The following is a 21,244-nucleotide window of genomic DNA, read 5'->3' on the forward strand; positions in this document are numbered from 1 at the left end:
CCAGCTCCGCCTCCGTCTGGCGGCGGCCAGCCTCCTCCGGAAGAAATCCCAGCTCCGCCTCCGTCTGGCGGCGGCCAGCCTCCTCCGGAAGAAATCCCAGCTCCGCCGCCACCCTCCTCGGGATACTAAGGCTCAACATGCTCATACGCTTGATAGACGCCCTCGTGATAGGGGCGCTGTTGTTTGCGGCAATCGAGGACATCCGGGGGATGCAGGTTAGAAACGCATACCCCGGTTTTCTTCTGGGTTTATCTTTGGGGAGGGTGGCCTTGAACAGGCCGCCCTTCATACAGGTCTTGACCGGTGTCGGGTTGGTATTTGGCGTCCTCTACGTCTTCTGGCACTTTGGTGGGATTGGCGGGGCGGACGTCAAGATTCTCACGGCGTTGGCCGTGGGCGAAGGAATGGGGATATGGGTGGTGCTGCTTTTAGCGTGCGCTGTGTTTATTGCCTATGCATTGGTTTTGCGGAGGACGCGGGAAGCTCTACCCTTCGTCCCGGCCATTTGCGTGGGGTATCTTTTAGTGTGGTTAATGATTTAGAGAAGGGCGGGGACACATATGCAAGAGGGGCTTTTGCCGCGATTCGTAAATACACCGGGCTATCTTATAGACCATTTAATTGAAAAACTGAAGGGTGATTTACTCGAATCCGCGAGGAGTGTTAATGCGTGTGCTCGGGCGGGAGACATCAAGCGTAATCGAGTTACCTATGGGGTTGCCATTAAGTGCGCGAGCGTCTTGTGGGACTTGGGGTGTGAGGTAGAGGTTCCGGCTTGGGAAAATGGGGACTTTATGCAGATCGACGAGGTCACTGTGAACGGGAGGGTGACCAAAATATATCCGCTCCGGGTGAGTGTCGAGAGGTGATTTTATCAAAGACCTCGCGGCGACAGTCGGGGACGTGCACGGGCTAGGTGTGTGGCGACAGGAACTAAAGGAGCATCACATTCGGGTTGGACTTCTGGCGATGGTCGTGGCGGAGAGAATGGGCGTCTGGAGCTCGCGGTTGGTGTTTCAGGCGGGGCTGAGCCACGATATCGGGAAGTACCTAGTGGACACCAATCTGCTCTTAAGACCCGGGCGGCTTTATGGGCGTGATCTGGCAGAGGTTCAGAGGCATGCAGTAGCCGGGGCCGATTGGCTGCGGGCCAAGGGTTTTGCGGAAGAGATTGTGAGGGCGGCCAGGCACCACCACGAGCGCTGGGATGGGGACGGCTACCCTGACGGGCTACGGGGCAGGAGGATTCCGCATGCGGCACGGGTCATCTCAGTGTGCGATGCGCTCGATGCGATGTACAGGGGCAGGCACTACGCGCCGCGGTTAGATAGGGCCAAGATTCTAGAGGAACTGCAGAAGGGCGCGGGGACGCAGTTTGATCCGGATGTGGGTGAGGAAGTTTTGAAGTTTTTGACGAAAGGGGAGTTAATGGGTGTTCAAAATAGGGCTTGATCTCGGCTACGGCTACGTGAAGGGGGTCAATGAGACGGGCAAGGCGGTGTCGTTCCCCTCGCTGGTTGGCGAGGCTTATGATAGACCATTGTCGGGTTTGTTTGGGGCGGGGATGGGGGAGGAGACGGAGCTTCACCTCGTGATTTCGGACAGCGAGGGACGGAGGGAGTTTTTCGCGGGGGATTTGGCAAGACGGGAAGGGAAGAATGTGTCTTTCGCCTTCGATGAGGACAAGATTGCGCACCCGAACACCAAGGCCTTGTTGGCGGCGGCTGCGTTGTTACTGTTCCCGCAGACACCGGCACCGGTGCACTTGGTCACGGGACTCCCGCTAGAGCAGTACATTCACAAGCGCGAGGAGTTTCGTGAAATGCTGTCGCGGATGGTGTTTTCCGTGCACAGGAAGGATGGCGTCACGAGGAAGCAAATCTCGTTTGCTAAGACGACGGTGTTTCCGCAGGCGGCGGGGGCGGTGTACTACGCTATCTGGGACGATAGGCAACGCTATCTGAACAAGGGCAGCTACCTCGGGCTGGTGGACGTGGGCTTTAAGACGACGGATTTTGTGGTCTTCTTGGTGGAAGACAGGTTGGTGCTGCGGGAGGATCTTTCCGGGACTATTCCTGTCGGGGTGTCGTACCTGCAGACGGCGACCGAGAAGTTGTTCGCTGATCGGACGGGGACTAAGCTTGACGTCGCGGAGTCGATGCGGCTGGTACAGAGCGGGAAACTGATCTACAAGGGCCGCGAGATGGACTTCTCGCGTGAGCTGGAGGACGTCAAGCAGGAACTCGGCAGGGGGATTAAGGATCGACTGAAGACGGTATGGGGGAACAAGATTAACTTCTTCCATACTGTGTTTCTGGCGGGGGGAGGGGCTGTGGCGCTGGAACGTGCGTTAGGCGGGCTGCACCCTACGACCACATTGGTTAAAGACCCGCGCTTTGCTAACGCTCGCGGGTTCCTGAAGGTGGCGGAGGAGCTCCAGAGAACGGGGCTGGCGGTCTAATGGAGCCAAACAAGGAACGCGAGATTCTCCAAAAGATACTGGCCCTCGCCAATGAAGGCAAGATGGTTGCTTTTGAGGACGACTGGGGCGGCAACACAATCACGATCTGCGTCGATAACGCTCACACTCATTGTGGGTCGCCGGATGGTTCTTTTCAGCAAATGGTCGATGACCTATGCCTTGCTTTAGTGCAGGATAAGGGTCGATCACATCATCAGGCAAAGCCTGATGGGGGAAGTATTAAGGGATGTGCGTTGGGCCCGAAAACGACGCGTGGTTGTGTGTTTTTCTGTGCAGACACACCTGAAAACACAGCAAAATTTGCGTATCTCAAGGGGCCTGTGCGAGCACATGTGTGGTCTACTCTTTTGAAACAAAGAACACGTAGAGCACGGAAGGATTGGTGTGATGAGGAACGTTATCTTGGAGATGGAACAGGAGCTTTACGAAGAGGTGCGAGCGACAGCGGGCCGCGAGGGAGTGACCATGGCGGGTATGCTTCGGCGCATATTCCAGGCCGCAGCGATCAAGATTGCGGGGGAAGAGGCTAAGGGTATAGTTAGGCTGGCCGTGGCAGCGGAAGTTAAGAGCGCCAGCGAGGCAATGGAAAAACGAATCAAAAAGATACTAAGCAAGACTACTAGGGCAGCATATACCGCAGCACATTTATCCGCAGAGTGCATTATCGTCGCGAACAAACGATGCGCTACCGAGATGCGGCGCTTGGCTCGGGCGAAGGCCGTGGAGTACCTCAAAGTGGAAGATGACGGAGAGGAGGTTTAGCGATGGTCAAGAGAAGGGAATCCGGCGGGAAGATGGCGAGAGTGCACTTTTCGTTAGAGGAGGGTACCTATTTATCCTTAAAGCGGGCGGCTGACCTGAATCGCGAGACGGTATCGGCTCTTATGCGTCGCGTGCTTAAGGAGGGGCTAGAGGCTCAACAGGGCGAAGGGGATGAGCTAACCTTGATGATTCGGAGAACGGTGAGAGATGAGCTTCGCCCGACGGAGGCTGTTTTGACGAAGGCGGCTGTCCAAGCGGCGATTGCCGCGGGTACGGGTATGTATTTAGGAGTCCAGGCCGCAGCGGATTTAGGGGTCGCTGGGGTGGTGGAATTGCATCGCCGCGCCTCTGCACTGGCTTCCGGTCGAGCAAAACTCCCTGAGCAGTAGACGAGTAGCCTCGTAAGACCAATGCCCCAAACCCTAAACGGGGGAGAAGGAGAGGGTCAGGATGCGGCCCCGTGCGCCTTTTTTTATGCAGTTTAAGTTCTATCAGCCGTTTAACACAAACAAAGACAAACATGCGGCACACGTGAAGTACATTGCCACAAGGCCGGGGGTGGAATTGTCCGAAAGGAGACCCGACGCAGAGAGCCCTGAGACAGACAACGCGATTTTTATGCAGTATCTGCAGGAGCGTCCGCGTAGCCATGGGCTGTTCGGATCGGCAGAGGAGGGGGTAGATATTAAGGCGGTGGCCGGGGAGGCCAAGTGCCATGAGGGCATTGTATGGCGCGGCATCCTGTCGCTTCGTGAAGATGACGCTATTAGATATGGCCATACCGACCGCACCAAATGGGAAGAGACGCTGCGGGCGACCATGCCCTACATAGGGCTCAAGCTGGGTATTGAGGAGCGGGACTTTAGGTGGTACGCGGCTTTTCACAAGGAGCCGGGACACTATCATGTGCACCTTATCTTTTGGGACAAAAGCTGCAGACGGAGGGACGGGAAGTTTGCACGATCTGAGTTGCGGTATGCCCGGGGCCTGTTCGTGGGTGAGATATACGGTCCGGAAAGGCGACGGCTGCTAGCGGAGAAAACGATGTGTAGGGATAGAATGCGGGAGCTTGGCGTTGGATTGCTTACGCAGCCCATGCGGCTGCCGTCCGCGGCAAGAGCAACACTACAAAACGCCTTAACGTCCTTGGCCTTCGCATTGCCTACCAGAGGCAGGATGTTCTTCGCTTTTATGCCCCCTGAGGTCAAAGAGGAAGCGCTTAGGGTCGCGGACTTGGTGCTGGGACAGACTGCGTTTGCGAGACAGGTTCAGGAGTACGGCGAGCTTGCTGAGCAAGTGGCGGCCTACCACACGAGTCGGCCTGAGCAATTGCAGCTAGCGCGGCAAAATGCCATAGAGGACTTGAGAGAGCGCATAGCGCAGGTGGCAATCAAAGGTGCGGTTGGTGTGCGGAGGTCGTGGATAGAAGAGGGCTATCGTACTCGTAGGACCATTAATCAAGCCTCTTCGCTATTTTTGCAGACGGGTGCGCTGTTAAGACAAGGGAGGACAAGCTTGAGGATTGAGGAGGCGAGGGAATACCTCAAGTCGCGTGTGCGGCAGGATGGTCTGCAACACGTCGAGATCAATAAACAGAAGGAGGTGGAGCGTGCTTGAGCGAGGTTGGGGTAACCAAGCGGCCAGCGGATACGACCAAATATGTGGACCTAAAGGCGGAGCTGACGGAGGTTAAGGAGTTATTGCGGGCGGTGCTGGAAGTAGTGCCGGTGCAGAGGGAGTTTGTAGAGCTAAAAGATAGGCTTGGGGGCGAGAGGGAGGCGATAGTTAAGCTGGAGGCGGTTGAGCGCTTTGTGCGGGAGATGCACACGGACTGGCAGGCGGCTACAAATCGAGTCATTCAGTCGTTTGCGGAAACCCGACAAGAGAAGGTGGAGTTTGCGAGGATCTACACGGAGGTGCTTGGAAAGGAAATGCAGCTGATCGCGGACATCAGGCAGGGGATGCTGGCGAACGACGAACGGTTCTTGCGGGGGGTGGCTGCTCTGGCCGGCAGGATTGAGAGGATTGAGACTCCTAGCTGGTCGGAACGAGCTAAGCAGTACGGGGTGCAGGTGGCGATAACCGTCGGGATACTGGCGATGATTTTAGGAGTGTACCACTTAGTTTGGCTGGTGGTGCGCTTTTTCAATTGAGGAGGAATGCCGTTGAAAGTCTTTCTGTTGGGGCTTCTAATTCTGCTTAGTGTTTTTGTTGTGCCCTTGATCCTCGAGCTGTTCTACTTGGCGGGGGATGTTGGCATCCCGCGGGCGGTGGAGATGGCGAGGACAGCGTTCGTCGATAACCCTGTGAGGGGGCTTCGGGTGCTGCGGGGGGAGGAGGTGCGCGAGCCGTGGCTGTGGATGCAGATTCCGCTGGGGGTAATTGCGCTGCGGTTAGCGTGGGCCATTTATAGGCAGCGGAGGAGGGAGCGCGGGGTATCGCCAGACGATGTGCGGAGCGCGAGAGGCGGCGCGTATGGCACGGCCAGGTGGCGCAATGCGAAGTCGCTGCAGCAGACGCTTGGGGGACTTGGCGGGGCTGAGGGTGGCTTTGTGGTGGGTGTGCGGAAGAAGTCACTCTTCGGGCGGTTTGATGCCTGGGTAGATAAGGCAGATACGCATTGCTTGGTCATAGGGGCCACGAGGAGTGGAAAGAGTCGGCGTATCATCTTGCCGACCATCTGGGGTTTGGGTCGGGCGGGTGAGAGCATGGTTGTCACCGACCCGAAGGGTGAGCTGCATGCGAGGAGCAAGGCTTACCTTGAGAAACAGGGCTACCGGGTAGAGCGCATTGACCTGCGCGATCCGTATTGCGGGCTGCGGTGGAATCTCTTGCAGCCGGTGACCGAGGCTATTGTCAACGGTGACGGGAGTGCGGCGGGGCAAGCGGCGTGGGATGCGGCGCACGTTATTACTTACCAGAGGCCTCATCATGGTGACCCTATTTGGCCGCAGGCACAGGAGAGTTTGACGGCAGCCCTAATGCTGGCGGTGGCCTCGGAGGCGCCGGTCGGGCGCAAGACGATGGCCGAGTGCTATGCACTGCTCCATGAGAGGGGGACGGGGGATGGTGATGAGCTAGATGCGCTGCTCCGGTCGTTCCCACCCGGCCATCCGGCGCGGAGTGCCTATGGGGTGGCGGCTTTGTCTTCGGACAGACTGAGGAGTTCTATTTTCACGGGGACGGCTGCGCAGCTGCGGTTGTGGGCCGATCCGGCGGTCGCCTGGCTGACAGGCGAGAATGAGACGGATGTGCGGGTGGTGGGACAGGAGAAGGCGGCTGTGTTTCTCGTCATACCCGATGAGCGAGGGACGAGGAACGTCTTGGCTTCGCTCTATATAGCGCAGTGCTACCAGGCGCTGGCCGATCTCGGTAATCGGTGCGGAGGGCGGTTAAGGCGGCGGGTTAATTTCCTTCTCGATGAATTTGGGAACATCCCACCGATTCCAGACTTCGACAAGAAGCTGACGGTGGCCGCAGGCCGCAATATTCGCTTCTTGCTCGCGGTGCAGGACGTAGCACAGATCAAAGCCCGATATGGTGAGGCGCATGGGACGGTGTTGGGTAACTGCGCGACTTGGGTCTACCTGTCTACGGCTGATATAGAGACGGCTAAGATGATCAGCGCGAAGACGGGACAGCACACGATTAAAACAGAAAGCCACTCGTCTTCTTCGAGAGGCGGTACGGAGTCTAATGTGAGCGAGAGCATGACAGGGAGGGCGCTGCTGATGCCGGATGAGGTAACACGGTGGCCTAAGAATTGGTCGCTGGTTCTACAGACGGGCCAGAATGCGGCGAAACTAAGGCTCCCAGACTTGTCACGGTGGCCGGCGGAGAAGGATCTCGTGCCGGTGCAGATAGGCCGCCGGGATGATGCTGTGTACGAGGACATTCCGCTGCGGCGGGAAGCTCCTATGCCAAAGAAAGTAGAACGGCCAACGGTAATAAGTAAGTTATAGGGGAGGTAAAACATATGCCAGAGTTTATTCAAAACGTCAGTCGTCTGTTGACCGATGCCACTACGTGGATTCTGTTCCTTATCCCTACGGCGGGCGGGGTGATGATTGGCTACCACGCATTGATGAAGGAGATGGAGGAGGGTGACGCTCACTCTGCGGCCAGCCATAACAAGGCGATTAAGAACATTTTGGTGGGCGGGGCAATCGGCATGAGCGCGACGGCCATAGTGCGCGTTGTACTAGCGTATTTCCAGTAGGGTTTGAGGCAAAGTCACCCCCCCGCTTTGGCGGGGGGTTTTAGGATGGAGGTGATGGCTTGGGCTTCCTTGCAGAGATGCTTACAACTGCAATAAACGGGTTTTTGATCAACGTGCTAAACGACGTTCTCTCTTTCTTCACAACGACCATCGCTCGTGAGCATGAGATGGCTTTGCGGCTACTGGACTTGGCTTTTGTCCGTGGGGCTATCTCTTTGGCGCAGGTCGTGGGGGGAGCGCTGCTGGGGCTTAAGGTGGCGGTGGAGGCACTCCGTAGCTATATCCTCTTTAGCACGGGGAGTGCGGACGTGAGTCCATTTAAACTGGTCAAACGGGCGGTTTATGCGGCGGCATTGCTCATGGGCTCGCCGTGGCTGGCGAGAACTGTCTTTGGCTATGGGGCGACGCTTGCCGTGGCCGTGGCCGAAGTGCCAACGCTTCCCGAGGGGGCGAACCCCCTGCGGGCTGTACTGCTACAGACGGGTGGCGTGGGCTTTGGCGCCTTGCTGTTGCTTGGGGCGATGGTCGTCTTCTGGCTCCTCATCTACCTGCAGTCTATTATCCGCAGCGTGGAGATAGCCTTTTTGTCGGTGGCCGGCCCGATTATGGCTGTGGGATTGACGGGGGCAGATGAGGGAGCGTGGGCTGTGTGGTGGAGGGAGTTGATCGTCGTCTCTATGTCGCAGGCCGTTCAGATGTTCATGCTCACGGGCTTTTTCTCGACTATAGGCGGCATGCTGGTCGGCCAGCCGCTGAAGGTGTACACGTTACTGGTCGGGGTAGCATGGCTGTGGGTCGCACATAGGACGCCAGCAGTTCTGCGTCAGTTTTCATATCACACGGGCACGGGTTCTCTGGCTTCGACCGCATCTCGTGCAGGGACATCGGCGGTCCGGGCGCTGGTTACGCGGTCGACAGGCGCACGGCCATAAAAATCACGGGAGGTGTTTGATTTGGAGAACTATGCTAATGCAACAAAGACTGAGAAGCGCGATTGGCGACAATGGGTGCTGCGGGACGAGTTTGGTCGAGAGGTTAGTTTCAAGAGTGCGCCGGGAAAATATATGACGGAGATGAGACGGCTACTGGAGACTGGGGAGCTGGGCAAGTGCGACTTTGCGGATGTCCCCGGGCAGGAGGCTGCCTACCGCTCCACGCATCAGGAAGTACACGCTACAATCGACTGGACGGGGCTGATAGAGCACTCGCTAGACAAACTACTAGGAGCGCTGAACGACATGGAGACCGGCGGAGCGCCCACGTTTTCCGAGGTAGCTAAAAGGTACCGTGGGATGCTCATGGGACCAGTTGCGGAATCGGCCCGAGAACTACCCCTCATCGCAGGACTCGTGTGTCGCTACTCCATGCGGACACCGGAGGCATGGACGTTGGGGGTCGCTGGACGCTGTAAGACGGGGACACGGGATCGGGGCGAGAGGTAGGCTTTGGTGATGAAGAAATATCTGGGGATGAGTAGCTACTATAAGGGGTTGGTTAACGGGGTGTATGTAGAGGCTGAAACAGAGTCTCAATTCTTTCGCCTCGCTAGTATGGCGGCGAATAAAACTGCCCTCAACAGAGATGTGTTGTTTTTCGATTTCGTGAGGATTGAAGAGGACATGAGTGAGTCCACGCCGCTACCGCAACAATATTGTAGTCGTCTAAAAGGACGCCAATGGAAGCATCACGGGAACACCCCTACTGAGATGAGGCCGCACATTGAGAAGCCTGCTTCGCGGCGGGCAGACCGTTGAAAAACTGATTCGTAAAACAGATGCATTGGATTCTTGAGAGGCACTGAGTAATCGGTGCCTCGTTAATTTGTCTTGAGAGAGGAGCGATAGGAAGTGTATCTAGTCCCGAAAAACGTTAGAGCGCGCTTTGAGCTAATACCTGGCTTTGGCCTGCCGGAGATTGCGCTGTGCGCAGGCGGGCTTGCGGTCGGCTTTCTACTGAGTTTACTGGTCTCCCTATTAGGCGCGTCAGCGCTCATCCGCATGGTGCTGGTGGTTGTGCCGGCAGGCTTCATGTTCTTTGTCACGCGGGCAGGGTCTGAGGGGGAAAGTCTGTTTGGTTTGGTGTTGTCCTACAGACGGTGGAAAACGGGGCAGAGAAGGTTCTTTAACGTGCCCAAAGGAGGAGTGGTGAAATGAAGCTGTTAGCCTTGCGTAAACGAAAGAAGGATCCCACGGGGACAGCTGCAAGCGTGCGGGAGTGGCTGCCGGTGGAGGCGATTGATGCAAGGACTATCAAGAGGAAGGACGGTACGCATGCGGCCTTAATTCGGGTCATGCCCGTGAATATGTCTCTGCGGAGCGAGGGTGAGAAGAAACGTGCGATTGCCGCATGGCATGAGGCGCTCAACGGAATTAAGGCTCCTCTGCAGATATTTGCACTGGGGCGTCCTATTGACCTCGATGCCTATTTGCGGCGGCTTACGGACAAGGCGCAAGAAGAGGGCAATCCGACGCGCAAGAAGCTGCTAAGGGAATATAGCAGATATGTTGCGGGCGTGGCCTCGGGCGGGGAGACTGCGGAACGGAGGTTCTATGTACTACTCACGGCGGAGGATGCGGCGCATGCGGTGAGCGCAGCACACGAGCTGGCGACGAGCCTTAACGGGGCGGGGCTTACTGCGACGATGTGCGATGGGCAGGAGATTCTGGAGGTGCTATTCTCATTCTTCAATCCCGACAAAGCGGCAACTGAGCGCGTGGGGGCTGCGGGTTCGGTGCTCCCACCCATCTACTCGTGATTAACCGGGGCATGTACTCGTCTCACACAGACTGCTGGGCAACTCCACAAGCTTTCTTCGACCAATTGAACGGAGAGTTTGGCTTCACGCTCGATGTCTGTGCGACTGCCGAAAACGCGAAGTGCAGTGCATTCTTTTCGCCAGAAGTAGACGGACTGGTGCAGCAATGGACTGGTATCTGCTGGATGAATCCGCCTTATGGCCGGAGCATCGGCAGATGGGTGCAGAAGGCGTTCGAGTCTGCCATGGGGAACGGGGCGACGGTGGTCTGCCTGCTGCCGGCACGTACAGATACGCGGTGGTGGCATGACTACTGCATGAGTGCACAAGAAATTCGGTTCGTTAAAGGGAGGCTGCGGTTTGGGGGCGGCGAGAACAGCGCTCCGTTTCCTTCTGCGATTGTTGTCTTTAGGCCAAATGCTTCTACGACGGGTGTTCTTGAGATATCTGCTATAAACAACAACGGAGGTGCGAAATGAAGAAGAAGGCAGTCGCCTTACCGGATATGCTGGATATTGCCTTGCCGCAGGCTTTAGATTTCGCGGCGAAAAACATTACGCTGGGAGACCAGCAGGCGCGGGTTATGGCTATTACCGCCTACCCGCCGCGGGTGCCTGCGGCTTTTCTCGCGAGATTGGCTAATACGCCGGGGGTTACGTTGTCGGTGCATTTGCAGCCGACGGACCCGGCGGAACTGGTGAAGAGTATCAATAGGGCGATTGGGGAGTACTCGGGGCGGATTGAGGCGGGGGGTAATGCGCTGACCATCCAGAGGCTTGAACACCTGTTGGGAGATGCGCAGGAACTACTGCGGAAGCTCGACCAAGAGCAGCAGCAGGTGCTGTTTGTGACCGTCATGATGATGTTGACGGCGACAGACAGTAAGGACTTAGATAGGCGGGCGCGGCATTTGGAATCGCTGTTGGCGGCTGCTGGTATGCGGGCGAGGGGCGCGCTGTTTCGGCAGGATGATGGGCTGCGGGCGGTAGGGCCGTGGGCGACACTCCCCATAGGGATAGAGGAGGCGTTCTCGCGCAATATGCCAGCTGAGACTGCGGCTGCTGCGTTTCCCTTTACCGTGGCCGGGCTTAACGACGGGAACGGCATCCTCTTGGGGAAAGACAGGGACGGGGGCGCTGTGCTCGTAGACATCTGGAAGCGAGAGGGGGATAGAACGAACTCTAACCTCACTATCTTGGCTAAGCCAGGGGCTGGCAAGAGCTTTGCGGCCAAGATGATGGTGCTCAGGGAGTATCTGCAGGGGAGCCGGGTGATTATCGTTGACCCCGAGCGTGAGTACCAAGAGATGTGTAAGCACCTAGGCGGCCATTGGGTTAATTGTGGGAGTCGCAGCCAGATAAACCCGATGCGGGTTAGGGTGACACCGGGCGAGGAGACGGAAGGCGAACAAGGGGCATTGGCTCTCCACGTGCGGACGCTGAGGACGTTCTTCAGCCTCTATCTCAAGGAGCTAACCGACATAGACAAGGCTTTGCTCGAAGAAGCGATTATGGACGTGTACAAGGGAGCTGGGATACACTTTGGCGCGGATTTGGCCGCAGTGCAGAGTTGGCCGACGGTCAAGCACCTGTATGACTTGTTGGCTCAGAGGGCCGCACAGGGGCAGGAGTCACTGGCTAAGCTTGCGGCGCTCTTGAAAAGGGCGGCGGAGGGGACGGATGCGGGGTTGTGGTCTACGGATATCCCTGACCCAGACGGAGATTCGGGGATTACGGTGCTCGATATCCACGACCTAAAGAATGCGGAGGATGCGGTGCGGAAAGCGCAGTATTTTAATGTCCTTTCCTATGCCTGGTCGATTGTAGAGCGCGACCGGCAGGAGAGAACAATTTTGGTCGTCGATGAGGCGTGGTTATTGGCCGATCCGCAGACGCCGCAGGCCTTGGCGTTTCTTCGGGATGCGAGCAAGAGAATACGCAAGTACATGGGGGCGTTGGTCGTCATCAGTCAGAATGTCGTCGACTTCCTGTCGCCGGAAGTGGCGAGACATGGGCAGGCGCTGTTAGATAATCCGACGTATAAGCTGTTACTGGCACAGGGAGAGAGGGACTTGCAGGTCTTGTCTGGCCTGATGCTTTTGTCTGAGGCCGAGCAGGAGTTCCTGATGACGGCTGGACGGGGCGAAGGCTTGCTGGTGGCGGGAGCGCAGAGGATCCGGGTGAAGATTGAAGCCGCGCCCTATGAGGCGCTGTATTTGACGGGAGGAGGGAAGTAAGATGGTCGTTAAGAGCGTGACTAGCCTCCAGATTAAGGGGGCGCTAGCCAAGAGGCATGAGGGCAAGGAGTTCTTTCTCGCGGAGTGCAAGAACGGGCCGACGCACGCGCCGGACGTCGAGGGGCTAGTGATGTTCGATGCCGTGGCCATAGATAAAAGCTGGTCTCGTCCACGAATTACGGGGTATGAGATTAAGACTAGCCGCGGGGACTTTCTGCGGGATGCGAAATATACTCGGTATTTGCCGTATGTCCACGAGTTCTACTTTGTAACGCCCGCGGGGATGGTGCAGAGGCACGAGGTTGAGGAGAGTATCGGGCTGATGTGGTACAACCCTAAATCTGGGGGCGTGACCACCAAGAAAAAGGCCGCATACCGCAAGATTGAGATTAACGCCAACATGCTGCTCTACATCATCATGTCGCGACTAGAGGGCGATCGGTACCCGTTTCATTCGACGCAAGCCGAGTACTGGAGAGATTGGCTGACGCACAAGATTTCATCCCGGGAGCTTGGGTGGCAGGTGCGGTGTGCGGTGGCCGGCAGGCTTTTGCGTCTGGAGTCGGAGGTCAGTGAGCACAAGCATTCGACGCACGTGTTAAAAGAGATACGGGGGGTCATGGAAAGGCATGGCTTGAGTTGGTGGGGTGATACGGCGGCTACGTTAGACCGCGCTCTCGCCAAGTCCTACCCGGCCTCGCTCGACACTATGCGCAAGCGTCTTGACGAGGGTGTACAGAGCATGCAAAACATGCTTAGGGAACTGGATGTGATCAAAGCACGAGGCGCATTAACCGACAGGGACGGGACGGTGGAGGGAACGCTCTACCCGTTGGGGGAGGAGGGATAGACGATGGCGGCTAAGGTAGCGCTTAAGGCGGCGGTGTGGGCGGCCATGAACCCCGAGGATGCGGGCAAGGTCATCCTTGTGGTGGTCGGGCTCGTTTTCTTCCCCCTGTTCATTCTGGCTGCTCCCTTTCTGCTTATGGTGAGCACTCCGCTTGCACCGCCGCAGGCGATCCAGTTGTATATGCAGGCCACCGACGAGGCGATGTCCTCGCTGGCGGGGGAATGGCATGGGCCGCCGGAGATTGACTGGCGGGCTGTGTTGGCCGTGGATGCGGTGCGCCGACGCCAGGACTTCTCTAGCTTCGAGTTTCCCGATCTTAAGGGACTGCCTCCTGAGCATCCTGCGGTTCGACTGCGGAATGCTAAGCTGCAGGAAATCCGGGAGCTGGCCCTCAGGTTCGTTGAGATCGAGGACTTCATAGAAGTGGAGAAATTCGTTGGCTACGAGACTATCTACGACGAGGAGGGAAACGCAGTGGGAGAGCGTGCCGTGTATACGGTGGTGCGGATTCCGGTATATCGGGTGTTGCCCGTGGCTGAGGTCGCTGGGCTGCTCGGGATGACGGCGGAGGAGGGTCAGTGGGCCGAAGTGATGTATCAGACCATAAAAAAGGGAGGGCATTTTTGATGGAAGTACGGACGCGGATCAAGGACCCCGGGTTGGCGGCGGTCCTCAGCTTTTTCTTCTCGGGGCTTGGGCAGATATACAACGGCCAGATTCTAAAGGGGTTACTGTTTATGGCCGTGCAGGCTATAAATCTAGTCCTGATGCTGGTATTAGTCGGGTTTTTCACGGGGTTTATTGTCTGGATATGGGCGATGGTCGACGCCTACACCTCGGCAGAGCGGATTAACGCTGGAGGTGTGAGGTGACTTTTCTATTGCTTCTGGCTCCTTCATCTCCCGCCTGTGTCCGGGAGATGGTGGGGGCGCACGGTGAGGTTCTGTATGAGTCTGTAGGCGTACACAGCGATGAAGACATTAAGCGGGTGTTTCAGGCGGCTAGCAGGCTGCCCGGCGGGACGTTGGTGGTGGATATCCATGTCGCGTCCGGAGAAGGGCTGGTGCGGGGGTTACATGCGTTTCGTATAGCGCGGCCTGAGTGCAAGGTAGTTGTTCTCGTAGGCGACCGCCAGCCGGGTGATGAGACGGTATCTGCCTTGGTGAGCCTCGGGGTGTACAACCTCTGCGAAGGTAGCAATGACACCGTGTTCACCGAGAACTTCAGACGTTGTTTGCGGGGAGAGGGGTCGTATGCGGCGGCCTCACGCTGGCACCGGGGGTTCCGGGAGGAGGCGGAGCAGAGGACGAGGGAAACGGTAATCATCGAGCGGAGGCCTTTAGGTCGGGTGACGGTGGCCGTAGCCGGTCTGGCGGCTGGCATGGGGTGTACCCACACTGCGCTGATGTTAGGGGCCTTTCTCGCCAAGACGGGGGCTGCGGCTATCGTTGAGGATTCACAGCGCCCAGTCTTTGAGTCGATTGTGGGGCTGGCGACGGGCAAGTGCAGAAGTCCGAAGGGTTTTAGACTCGGGCCTACGGATGTCTTTGCTCTTCCTAGGCGACGGGAGAACGAGGGGTATCTCTACGATCAGGTGGCGGCGGAGCTGGCGGAGTACGACTATGTGGTGCGTGACCTGGGTGTGATTGACGCGGAGAGACTGCGTGAGTTATACCGGGCGCAGTGTGCGGTGGTCGTAGGTGCGGCTTCGTCGTGGCGGATTATGGACTTGGTACGGCAGCACAACGCGCTGCGTGAGGACTTCGGGAAGGCAGCAGTGGTCTCTGCCTTTGGAACGGAGCAGGATCGGCGGCTGTTCAAGGAGGCTACGGGGATTCTTCCTCTGCAGCTAGCTTGGTGCCCTGACCCTACGGCGATACCTGAGGCGGGGGAGGAGGTGCTAAGACGCATTCTCGGCACGCTGTTGCCTGAAAGGAAGAGGCAAAGGACGTTTAAGCTGTTCTAGGGGCGGCGTAGTGGCTACCGACCAATTGAGAGGGGGTGCTATAGATGGATACGCTTTGCCTTCAGGAGGCTGATACGAACAGGCTAAATCTGCCTACGCCTTGCCGGAGTCCTCTGATATGGTTCGGGGGCAAGGGGAGGGTCGCCAAGCACATACTGCGGCATGCTCCTCAGCACACATGCTACGTCGAACCGTTCGGGGGCGCGGCGCACGTTATTGCCCAGAAGACTCCGGTATATGCCGAGGTGTATAACGATATAGACGGGGATCTGGTCAATTTTCTGCTGGTTGTAAGAGAGAATCCGCAAGAGCTCTTTAGGCGCTGTGATACACTGCCGTATAGTCGCGAGTTGTTTCAACGGTTCCGATCGGCTCCGGCTCCGTCCGATGCTATTGAGAAGGCGGTTCGATTCTTCTATCTGAACCGATCGGGGATAGCGAAAGGGAATTCAAGCTCCGCATTCTCAAAGAGCACGGGATGGAGATCTAGCTATGCACACAATACGGCCAGAACATATTCTGCGGCCTGCGAAACGATTTTAGAGTTTGCCAGACGAATGAAGAACGTCATGATTGAGAACCGGGATTTCCGTGATATCCTAAGAATCTACGACTCGGATAAAACGCTGTTCTATGTCGACCCACCGTACATCGGGCGGGAAAAGTACTATGCAGGAGCTTTCTCCGAAGAGGACCACAGGGATCTTGCGCGTATCTTAAGCGGCATACAGGGCAAGGCAATGGTCTCGTATTACGCCAATCCGCTGCTTAATGAGCTCTATCCTAATTGGCGGAGGGTGACGTTTACCGCAGCGCGTCAAGTGGTTAATGGCAGCAACAATACGGCGACCGAGGTGCTACTGATGAACTTTGAGGAAACCTTGCAGCTTAAATTGGAGGATGAAGATCGGTGACGCAACGGCTGTTTGTGGATATGGACGGGACGCTGGCGGTATTTAACAAGGTGGAGACCTTAGAAGACCTTTATGAGCAGGGATATTTTCTAAACCTGGCTCCACACGTAAATGTCATCGAGGCCGTTCGGCACATAGTGAAGACGGCGCCGGAGGTCGAAGTGCGGATTCTTTCGGCTGTGTTAACCGACAGCGACTATGCGTATGAGGAGAAGAAGGCGTGGTTAGATAGGCACCTGCCTGAGATACCGCAGGAGCATCGGCTATTCGCGCCTTGCGGGGCTGATAAGAAGGAGTACGTTCCGGGTGGAGTCAGCAAGGAAGACTTCCTCCTAGACGACTACACGCACAACCTGCTTCTCTGGGAGACTGCTGGGCGCGGGATTAAGCTCCTGAACGGAATCAACAATACCCGTGGTTCGTGGACGGGCGATCGGATAAGGTATGACAAATACCCGCTTGTGCTGGCCAATAACATCCTAGACATAATGGCGCGGAGGGAGCGCGTCTTTGATTCGCGACCGCAGGACGATCCGTATTTAGGAGGGAGATATCGATGAGAAAACACATTAGGAGGCGGCTTGACATAGAGGATTGTAAGGGCGTCCTTTATTTCGAGGCCAGGGCGACTCTCTACAAGGTGGAGTTTGGGAGTATCGGACACGAGGCGGTGACTACCTATATCATCAGTTCGACAGAGAAACCGGCAACGATGCCCTATGGCCCAGAGGATACGGAAGGAAACCGTGAACTCTTAGTAGTTCAGAATCAAAACCCCGTCGGGTAACGGGAAAACAACGGTTGCAGGAATTATCTTAAGCATAGAGAAAGGATTAAGGTGCGAGGGGAGGAAAGGCAATGTCAAACAAGTACACGATGAGAATCTCTAGGCTTACCATAGATAAGCTTGGGGTTAAGTTATACGACAAGGTATCAGCGGTGATGGCTGAGCTGGTCTCAAACTGCTACGATGCCGATGCCAAATCAGTGAAGATTTATGCACCTATGGGGGAATACTTATCTACTAAGACCGGTGGAGATAAGAAATATACTATCATTGTGGAAGACGACGGCATAGGAATGACACCTGATGAGATTAACGAGTTCTACCTTAGGGTTGGCTTGGAACGACGCACGGATGGGAAACGCGGAGATACCTCTCGGATTTTTCAAAGGAAAGTCATGGGCAGGAAAGGGGTAGGAAAACTTGCTCCTTTCGGAATCTGTCAGCGGGTAGAAATCATAAGCGCGGGTGGGGAAATAGCTGAGAGAAGAACTACCGACGGAAAGATTGAGAGGGGGTACATGACCGCGCACCTTACTCTAGATCGTCTGAAAATATTGGATCCTTCGGACATCGACTACAACCCGGATCCAGGGCCGCTTGATGATTCTCTATCCCCACAGACGGGAACGAAGATCATTCTTTCAGGCTTTGCCTACCGTAGAGTGCCGGACATTACTACTTTCGAGAAACAGTTGGCACAGCGCTTTGGTATCGTCTCACAGAACTGGCGCGTTGAGTTGATCGATAGCCTAAAGAACGAAGGAGACGACGGATGGAAGGCGCAGGTTGGGCGTTACGTTGTTCCAGTGCTAGAAGGAACGCGCATATCCTTTCAACAACATTGGACTCCTGAGCGAACCCCCTATTACCTTGTAGTTGGACCCGACGGCCGTGAAATGGACGGCATGAGCGCAGGGTTCCCTGTGGATAGTAGAAACTACCCAATTATAGGGTGGGTGGGATACGCAAAGGAGCCTTATAAGGACGATCTCATGGCAGGAGTCCGCATTTATTGCAGAGGTAAGATCGCAGCCCAGACTAACCTTTTCAACATGAAAGCTGGCTTTACAGGCGAACATAGCATACGCTCTTACTTTGTAGGAGAAATACACGCCGACTGGCTGGACGAGGAAGAGGATCTCATTCAGACAGATCGGCGGGACATACTGTGGTCTCATGAGATTGGCCAGGCGTTTGAGGTATGGGGTCAAGACCTGGTCAGGATTGTGGGAAGGATGTCTCGGGAGCCGATGAAGATGAAGGTATGGATGGTTTTTGAGGAGACATCGCAGATCGGAGCACGAGTGGCAGAGGCTTTTCCGTTGCCTGAGCAAGAGAGCATTAGAAAGAATGCGCTTGAGTTGGGGAAAGTGATAGGACAGACGGTTCGAGAAGATGAGGTTAGGGATCAGGAGTTTGTAGGAAGATTGGTTCAGCTCAGCCTAACCCTTGCCCCTCATATAACGCTCACAGAGAAACTCAGAGAGGTAGCCGAGGGGCACGATTCACCTCTGGCCGTGGTAACTGACATCCTACGGACAGCACGCATTGCCGAACTAGCATCGTTTGGTCGAATAGTGGATGATCGGCTAGCTGTCATGAAAAAGGTTGAAGCGCTAAAAGACGATCCTAGTACGCTGGAGTCGGCGTTTCAGCAGTTGGTCACCCAAGCCCCTTGGTTGGTAAACCCTGAGTGGTCGCCAATTACATCTAACCAGTCCTTCACAACCCTGAGGAATGAGTTTGAAAAGTGGTTTGAGAGAGTAGTTGGTAAGAAGCTCAATTTGCAGAACTTCGCAGACCCTAACAAGAGGGTCGACTTCGTCATGTCTACCCAAGAGAACATGCTTCAGATGATTGAAATAAAAAAGCCTCATCATGCGCTAACCAATGATGAAATGGAACGAATTGATGACTATATAAGTCGCATGAAAGGCTTTCTTGATGATCCTGCTAACAGTGATTTCACCAAGTTTGTAGGCGGGTATTCCTTTACGCTTGTGTGTGACCAGCTGAATCTTTCGGGAATACATCTTAGTGTCTATTGCGCTAGGAAAAAAGAAGGTCAGCTTCAGCACATTAACTGGGCTTCGTTCCTCTTACGAACAAGGCAACGACATGAAGATTTCCTAGCTGAAGCAGAAAGGCAGAGAAGAGATGCAGCAGCCAACAGCCATTGACCTTTTTTCTGGTGGCGGTGGTCTGACTGTCGGTCTTAAGCAGGCAGGGTTTAAGGTAATCTCTGCAGTGGAGATTGAACCTCATGCGGCTAAGACGTATCAGGAGAATCACCCTGAAGTGAAGTTGCTACCGATGGACATAAGATCTGTAGATTCAAGGCAGCTCCTTGGTAGCAGTGCCAACGAGGTAGACCTCATTGCGGGATGCCCCCCTTGTCAGGGGTTCAGTTCACTGACAGCCAAGTATCAAAGAGTGGACCCGAGGAACCAGTTAATTGACGACATGAGCAAAATCATAAGAGAGCTTACGCCTCTAGTCGTAATGGTTGAAAATGTACCAGGCTTGGCCACAAGGGGAAAGGCTGAGTTCGGTAGGTTCATTCAAGAACTGGAATGCAACGGGTATATCGTAGAGTGGGGCATCCTGCAAGTTGCTGACTACGGAGTTCCCCAGCTCAGGCGTCGTCTGGTTCTCTTGGCTGGAAGAGGATTCAGAATTGGATTGCCCGCACCCACACATTCGCGGTTAGGGCAGCGTGGGACGAAGCCGTGGGTTACGTTAGAGGAAGCGATTGGCGCCTACAAATCTCCAGTGTCATTACGCCAAGCTCATCAGAGCGGTGGTCCACAAAGCTTCAACTGGCATGTAGTGAGGGACATTTCTGCTAAGAACATTCAGAGGTTTCATGCGTTGAAACCCGGTGTCAGTAGGTCTCTCTTACCAGAACACCTGAGGCCTGACTGCCATAAAAATCGAGATGATGGCTTCGTAAATGTTTATGGCCGCCTGTCATGGAACCAGCCTTCTGTCACGGTTACCGGAGGTTGCACCACTCCAAGCAAGGGGCGCTTTGGGCACCCAGAGGAACTGAGAACCATCTCAGTACGGGAGGCAGCCACTATTCAAACATTCCCCTCTGACTACATTATTGCGACAGACTTCATGGACTACGCATGCCGCATAATTGGAAATGCTCTTCCCTGTTTGTTCGCGAAAGTCCTAGCCGAGCAGTGCTATAGGGCTATGCAGGAATACAGTCAAAGATTATCAATAGCGCAGCCGTCGGGGACTTAGTGCTCGGGGCCAAGGCGCTCGGACTAGACAAGGAGACCATCGCAAGCTTGGAGAGGGCAATGCTTAACGCGATGGGCACGTATACCGAAGACGATGCCGAAAGTGCATACTGCGAACACCTAATGGGCCCAAGGGGCCTTTTTTTAGTGCGGAGAGGGTGGCGGTGTGCATGGGCGAGAGTATTCAGTAGAGCGCGAGAGGAGGAGAAAACTTGAATAACAAGGTGTATGAGATGGTTACTGAGCGCATTGTCAAGGAGCTGGAGCGAGGGGTTATCCCTTGGGCGAGACCCTGGGTTGATGGAGGGCCGCCTGTGTCCTGGGCTACGCAGCAGGTATACCGCGGCATTAACCGCCTGTTGCCGCCGGGCGAGTACGCGACATTTCTGCAGGTGCAGCAGGCTGGGGGGAAGGTGAATAAGGGCGAAAGGGCGCACATGGTGGTCTTCTGGAAGTGGACGGAGGCCGAAGACGCGGAGACTAGAGAAAGGAAGACGATTCCCTTCTTGCGCTACTACAGTGTCTTTGAGGTCTCGACTCAATGCACGGGCATTGAACCCAAGCGCATGCATACTGCGGTTTGAGAGAGCCACCATTCCGGTCCGATGTGAGCCACTGTCACGGTGAAAATGAGCCGCCTTCACGGTTAAAGTGAGCCAGGGCAATGTTGGAATACCCATTGATGAGGAATCTTAGGCGTGCTAACATCAAGGTGCTTTTACTCCCGCGCAGGATAGGGCAACGCTGAGGAGCGACCCGAGCGGCGCGTGAGGTTTGGCAGAGGGATGATGCAGGCATGCGTCATCCTTTTCATCCCTCTGGAAAACCAAAGCGTTATTATGTAAAGCTTGAGATAATAACGCTTATCAAAAGCCCTACATTATGCAAAGTGAAGTGCAAGGGACTCGGCGCACAGGGGAATGTTATGATTCAAGTTTAGATAATGTCAATCACTGAAGTGTCTTCAGGAAATCAAGCATCGTAGATTTCTCCTGGGCGTCATAGTATTCTGCTCCACC

General features: G+C 55.6%; 25 protein-coding genes. All 25 read left to right on the plus strand.

Features of this window, described 5'->3' with window-relative positions:
- Positions 1 to 137: 137 nt before the first annotated feature.
- The 25 genes from KGZ66_01800 to KGZ66_01920 all read left to right on the plus strand — a co-directional run bounded on the left by KGZ66_01800 (position 138) and on the right by KGZ66_01920 (position 20,809).
- Positions 138 to 542 (plus strand): prepilin peptidase, encoded by a 405-nt coding sequence (locus KGZ66_01800; GenBank protein ID MBS3984322.1) that lies wholly within the window; start codon positions 138 to 140, stop codon positions 540 to 542.
- Between the two features lie 313 nt (positions 543 to 855).
- Positions 856 to 1,452, plus strand: a complete 597-nt coding sequence (locus KGZ66_01805; GenBank protein ID MBS3984323.1) for an HD domain-containing protein — start codon at positions 856 to 858, stop codon at positions 1,450 to 1,452.
- Positions 1,433 to 2,461, plus strand: coding sequence for a ParM/StbA family protein (locus KGZ66_01810; GenBank protein MBS3984324.1), 1,029 nt, complete (start codon positions 1,433 to 1,435; stop codon positions 2,459 to 2,461). Before KGZ66_01805 ends, KGZ66_01810 begins: the two co-directional genes overlap by 20 nt.
- A gap of 408 nt (positions 2,462 to 2,869) precedes the next feature.
- Positions 2,870 to 3,244 (plus strand): hypothetical protein, encoded by a 375-nt coding sequence (locus KGZ66_01815; protein ID MBS3984325.1) that lies wholly within the window; start codon positions 2,870 to 2,872, stop codon positions 3,242 to 3,244.
- 2 nt (positions 3,245 to 3,246) lie between these two features.
- Entirely contained in the window at positions 3,247 to 3,633 is a 387-nt protein-coding gene (locus KGZ66_01820; GenBank protein MBS3984326.1) for a hypothetical protein, read from the plus strand.
- Positions 3,634 to 3,694: 61 nt separating this feature from the next.
- Positions 3,695 to 4,861: a hypothetical protein gene (locus KGZ66_01825; protein MBS3984327.1), complete on the plus strand. Its 1,167-nt coding sequence runs from the start codon at positions 3,695 to 3,697 to the stop codon at positions 4,859 to 4,861.
- Positions 4,858 to 5,397, plus strand: coding sequence for a hypothetical protein (locus KGZ66_01830; GenBank protein MBS3984328.1), 540 nt, complete (start codon positions 4,858 to 4,860; stop codon positions 5,395 to 5,397). The genes KGZ66_01825 and KGZ66_01830 overlap by 4 nt, the downstream gene beginning before the upstream one ends.
- Positions 5,398 to 5,409: 12 nt before the next feature.
- The gene (locus KGZ66_01835) at positions 5,410 to 7,206 is read left to right on the plus strand and encodes a type IV secretory system conjugative DNA transfer family protein (GenBank protein ID MBS3984329.1); all 1,797 of its coding nucleotides are present in this window, start codon (positions 5,410 to 5,412) and stop codon (positions 7,204 to 7,206) included.
- 14 nt (positions 7,207 to 7,220) lie between these two features.
- Complete coding sequence (locus KGZ66_01840) at positions 7,221 to 7,463, plus strand: hypothetical protein (protein MBS3984330.1); 243 nt, start codon at positions 7,221 to 7,223, stop codon at positions 7,461 to 7,463.
- Positions 7,464 to 7,522: 59 nt separating this feature from the next.
- The gene (locus tag KGZ66_01845) at positions 7,523 to 8,395 is read left to right on the plus strand and encodes a hypothetical protein (GenBank protein MBS3984331.1); all 873 of its coding nucleotides are present in this window, start codon (positions 7,523 to 7,525) and stop codon (positions 8,393 to 8,395) included.
- A 21-nt stretch (positions 8,396 to 8,416) separates the two neighbouring features.
- Positions 8,417 to 8,905: a hypothetical protein gene (locus KGZ66_01850; GenBank protein MBS3984332.1), complete on the plus strand. Its 489-nt coding sequence runs from the start codon at positions 8,417 to 8,419 to the stop codon at positions 8,903 to 8,905.
- 405 nt (positions 8,906 to 9,310) lie between these two features.
- Positions 9,311 to 9,616 (plus strand): PrgI family protein, encoded by a 306-nt coding sequence (locus KGZ66_01855; GenBank protein ID MBS3984333.1) that lies wholly within the window; start codon positions 9,311 to 9,313, stop codon positions 9,614 to 9,616.
- A complete protein-coding gene (locus tag KGZ66_01860; GenBank protein ID MBS3984334.1) occupies positions 9,613 to 10,218 on the plus strand; it encodes a TraC family protein in 606 nt (201 codons plus the stop codon). Before KGZ66_01855 ends, KGZ66_01860 begins: the two co-directional genes overlap by 4 nt.
- An 11-nt stretch (positions 10,219 to 10,229) precedes the next feature.
- The gene (locus KGZ66_01865) at positions 10,230 to 10,697 is read left to right on the plus strand and encodes a hypothetical protein (protein ID MBS3984335.1); all 468 of its coding nucleotides are present in this window, start codon (positions 10,230 to 10,232) and stop codon (positions 10,695 to 10,697) included.
- Entirely contained in the window at positions 10,694 to 12,454 is a 1,761-nt protein-coding gene (locus KGZ66_01870) for an ATP-binding protein (protein MBS3984336.1), read from the plus strand. Before KGZ66_01865 ends, KGZ66_01870 begins: the two co-directional genes overlap by 4 nt.
- A 1-nt stretch (position 12,455) precedes the next feature.
- Positions 12,456 to 13,304: a hypothetical protein gene (locus KGZ66_01875; GenBank protein MBS3984337.1), complete on the plus strand. Its 849-nt coding sequence runs from the start codon at positions 12,456 to 12,458 to the stop codon at positions 13,302 to 13,304.
- A gap of 3 nt (positions 13,305 to 13,307) precedes the next feature.
- The gene (locus KGZ66_01880) at positions 13,308 to 13,931 is read left to right on the plus strand and encodes a hypothetical protein (protein ID MBS3984338.1); all 624 of its coding nucleotides are present in this window, start codon (positions 13,308 to 13,310) and stop codon (positions 13,929 to 13,931) included.
- Positions 13,931 to 14,176, plus strand: coding sequence for a hypothetical protein (locus KGZ66_01885; protein ID MBS3984339.1), 246 nt, complete (start codon positions 13,931 to 13,933; stop codon positions 14,174 to 14,176). The genes KGZ66_01880 and KGZ66_01885 overlap by 1 nt, the downstream gene beginning before the upstream one ends.
- Positions 14,173 to 15,270, plus strand: a complete 1,098-nt coding sequence (locus KGZ66_01890) for a hypothetical protein (GenBank protein MBS3984340.1) — start codon at positions 14,173 to 14,175, stop codon at positions 15,268 to 15,270. The genes KGZ66_01885 and KGZ66_01890 overlap by 4 nt, the downstream gene beginning before the upstream one ends.
- Positions 15,271 to 15,314: 44 nt before the next feature.
- Positions 15,315 to 16,184, plus strand: coding sequence for a DNA adenine methylase (locus tag KGZ66_01895; protein MBS3984341.1), 870 nt, complete (start codon positions 15,315 to 15,317; stop codon positions 16,182 to 16,184).
- Entirely contained in the window at positions 16,181 to 16,744 is a 564-nt protein-coding gene (locus KGZ66_01900) for a hypothetical protein (protein ID MBS3984342.1), read from the plus strand. Before KGZ66_01895 ends, KGZ66_01900 begins: the two co-directional genes overlap by 4 nt.
- A complete protein-coding gene (locus tag KGZ66_01905) occupies positions 16,741 to 16,971 on the plus strand; it encodes a hypothetical protein (GenBank protein MBS3984343.1) in 231 nt (76 codons plus the stop codon). The genes KGZ66_01900 and KGZ66_01905 overlap by 4 nt, the downstream gene beginning before the upstream one ends.
- A 71-nt stretch (positions 16,972 to 17,042) precedes the next feature.
- Positions 17,043 to 19,151 carry an ATP-binding protein gene (locus KGZ66_01910; protein ID MBS3984344.1) on the plus strand — a complete coding sequence of 703 codons (2,109 nt, stop codon included), beginning with the start codon at positions 17,043 to 17,045 and terminating at the stop codon, positions 19,149 to 19,151.
- Positions 19,129 to 20,226 carry a DNA cytosine methyltransferase gene (locus KGZ66_01915; GenBank protein ID MBS3984345.1) on the plus strand — a complete coding sequence of 366 codons (1,098 nt, stop codon included), beginning with the start codon at positions 19,129 to 19,131 and terminating at the stop codon, positions 20,224 to 20,226. The genes KGZ66_01910 and KGZ66_01915 overlap by 23 nt, the downstream gene beginning before the upstream one ends.
- A 211-nt stretch (positions 20,227 to 20,437) precedes the next feature.
- A complete protein-coding gene (locus tag KGZ66_01920) occupies positions 20,438 to 20,809 on the plus strand; it encodes an ArdC family protein (GenBank protein ID MBS3984346.1) in 372 nt (123 codons plus the stop codon).
- Positions 20,810 to 21,244 lie beyond the last annotated feature (435 nt).

The sequence above is a fragment of the Selenomonadales bacterium genome (genome assembly GCA_018335585.1).
In the GTDB taxonomy this organism is placed as follows: Bacteria; Bacillota; UBA994; order UBA994; family UBA994; genus UBA994.

What these genes read in the sequence shown, in the direction of transcription:
- KGZ66_01800 (MBS3984322.1), top strand. Translation starts at nt 138, where the DNA reads ATGCTCATACGCTTGATAGACGCCCTCGTGATAGGGGCGCTGTTGTTT.
- KGZ66_01815 (MBS3984325.1), top strand. Translation starts at nt 2,870, where the DNA reads ATGAGGAACGTTATCTTGGAGATGGAACAGGAGCTTTACGAAGAGGTG.
- KGZ66_01820 (MBS3984326.1), top strand. Translation starts at nt 3,247, where the DNA reads ATGGTCAAGAGAAGGGAATCCGGCGGGAAGATGGCGAGAGTGCACTTT.
- KGZ66_01825 (MBS3984327.1), top strand. Translation starts at nt 3,695, where the DNA reads ATGCGGCCCCGTGCGCCTTTTTTTATGCAGTTTAAGTTCTATCAGCCG.
- KGZ66_01840 (MBS3984330.1), top strand. Translation starts at nt 7,221, where the DNA reads ATGCCAGAGTTTATTCAAAACGTCAGTCGTCTGTTGACCGATGCCACT.
- KGZ66_01860 (MBS3984334.1), top strand. Translation starts at nt 9,613, where the DNA reads ATGAAGCTGTTAGCCTTGCGTAAACGAAAGAAGGATCCCACGGGGACA.
- KGZ66_01865 (MBS3984335.1), top strand. Translation starts at nt 10,230, where the DNA reads ATGTACTCGTCTCACACAGACTGCTGGGCAACTCCACAAGCTTTCTTC.
- KGZ66_01870 (MBS3984336.1), top strand. Translation starts at nt 10,694, where the DNA reads ATGAAGAAGAAGGCAGTCGCCTTACCGGATATGCTGGATATTGCCTTG.
- KGZ66_01875 (MBS3984337.1), top strand. Translation starts at nt 12,456, where the DNA reads ATGGTCGTTAAGAGCGTGACTAGCCTCCAGATTAAGGGGGCGCTAGCC.
- KGZ66_01880 (MBS3984338.1), top strand. Translation starts at nt 13,308, where the DNA reads ATGGCGGCTAAGGTAGCGCTTAAGGCGGCGGTGTGGGCGGCCATGAAC.
- KGZ66_01885 (MBS3984339.1), top strand. Translation starts at nt 13,931, where the DNA reads ATGGAAGTACGGACGCGGATCAAGGACCCCGGGTTGGCGGCGGTCCTC.
- KGZ66_01895 (MBS3984341.1), top strand. Translation starts at nt 15,315, where the DNA reads ATGGATACGCTTTGCCTTCAGGAGGCTGATACGAACAGGCTAAATCTG.
- KGZ66_01905 (MBS3984343.1), top strand. Translation starts at nt 16,741, where the DNA reads ATGAGAAAACACATTAGGAGGCGGCTTGACATAGAGGATTGTAAGGGC.
- KGZ66_01910 (MBS3984344.1), top strand. Translation starts at nt 17,043, where the DNA reads ATGTCAAACAAGTACACGATGAGAATCTCTAGGCTTACCATAGATAAG.
- KGZ66_01915 (MBS3984345.1), top strand. Translation starts at nt 19,129, where the DNA reads ATGCAGCAGCCAACAGCCATTGACCTTTTTTCTGGTGGCGGTGGTCTG.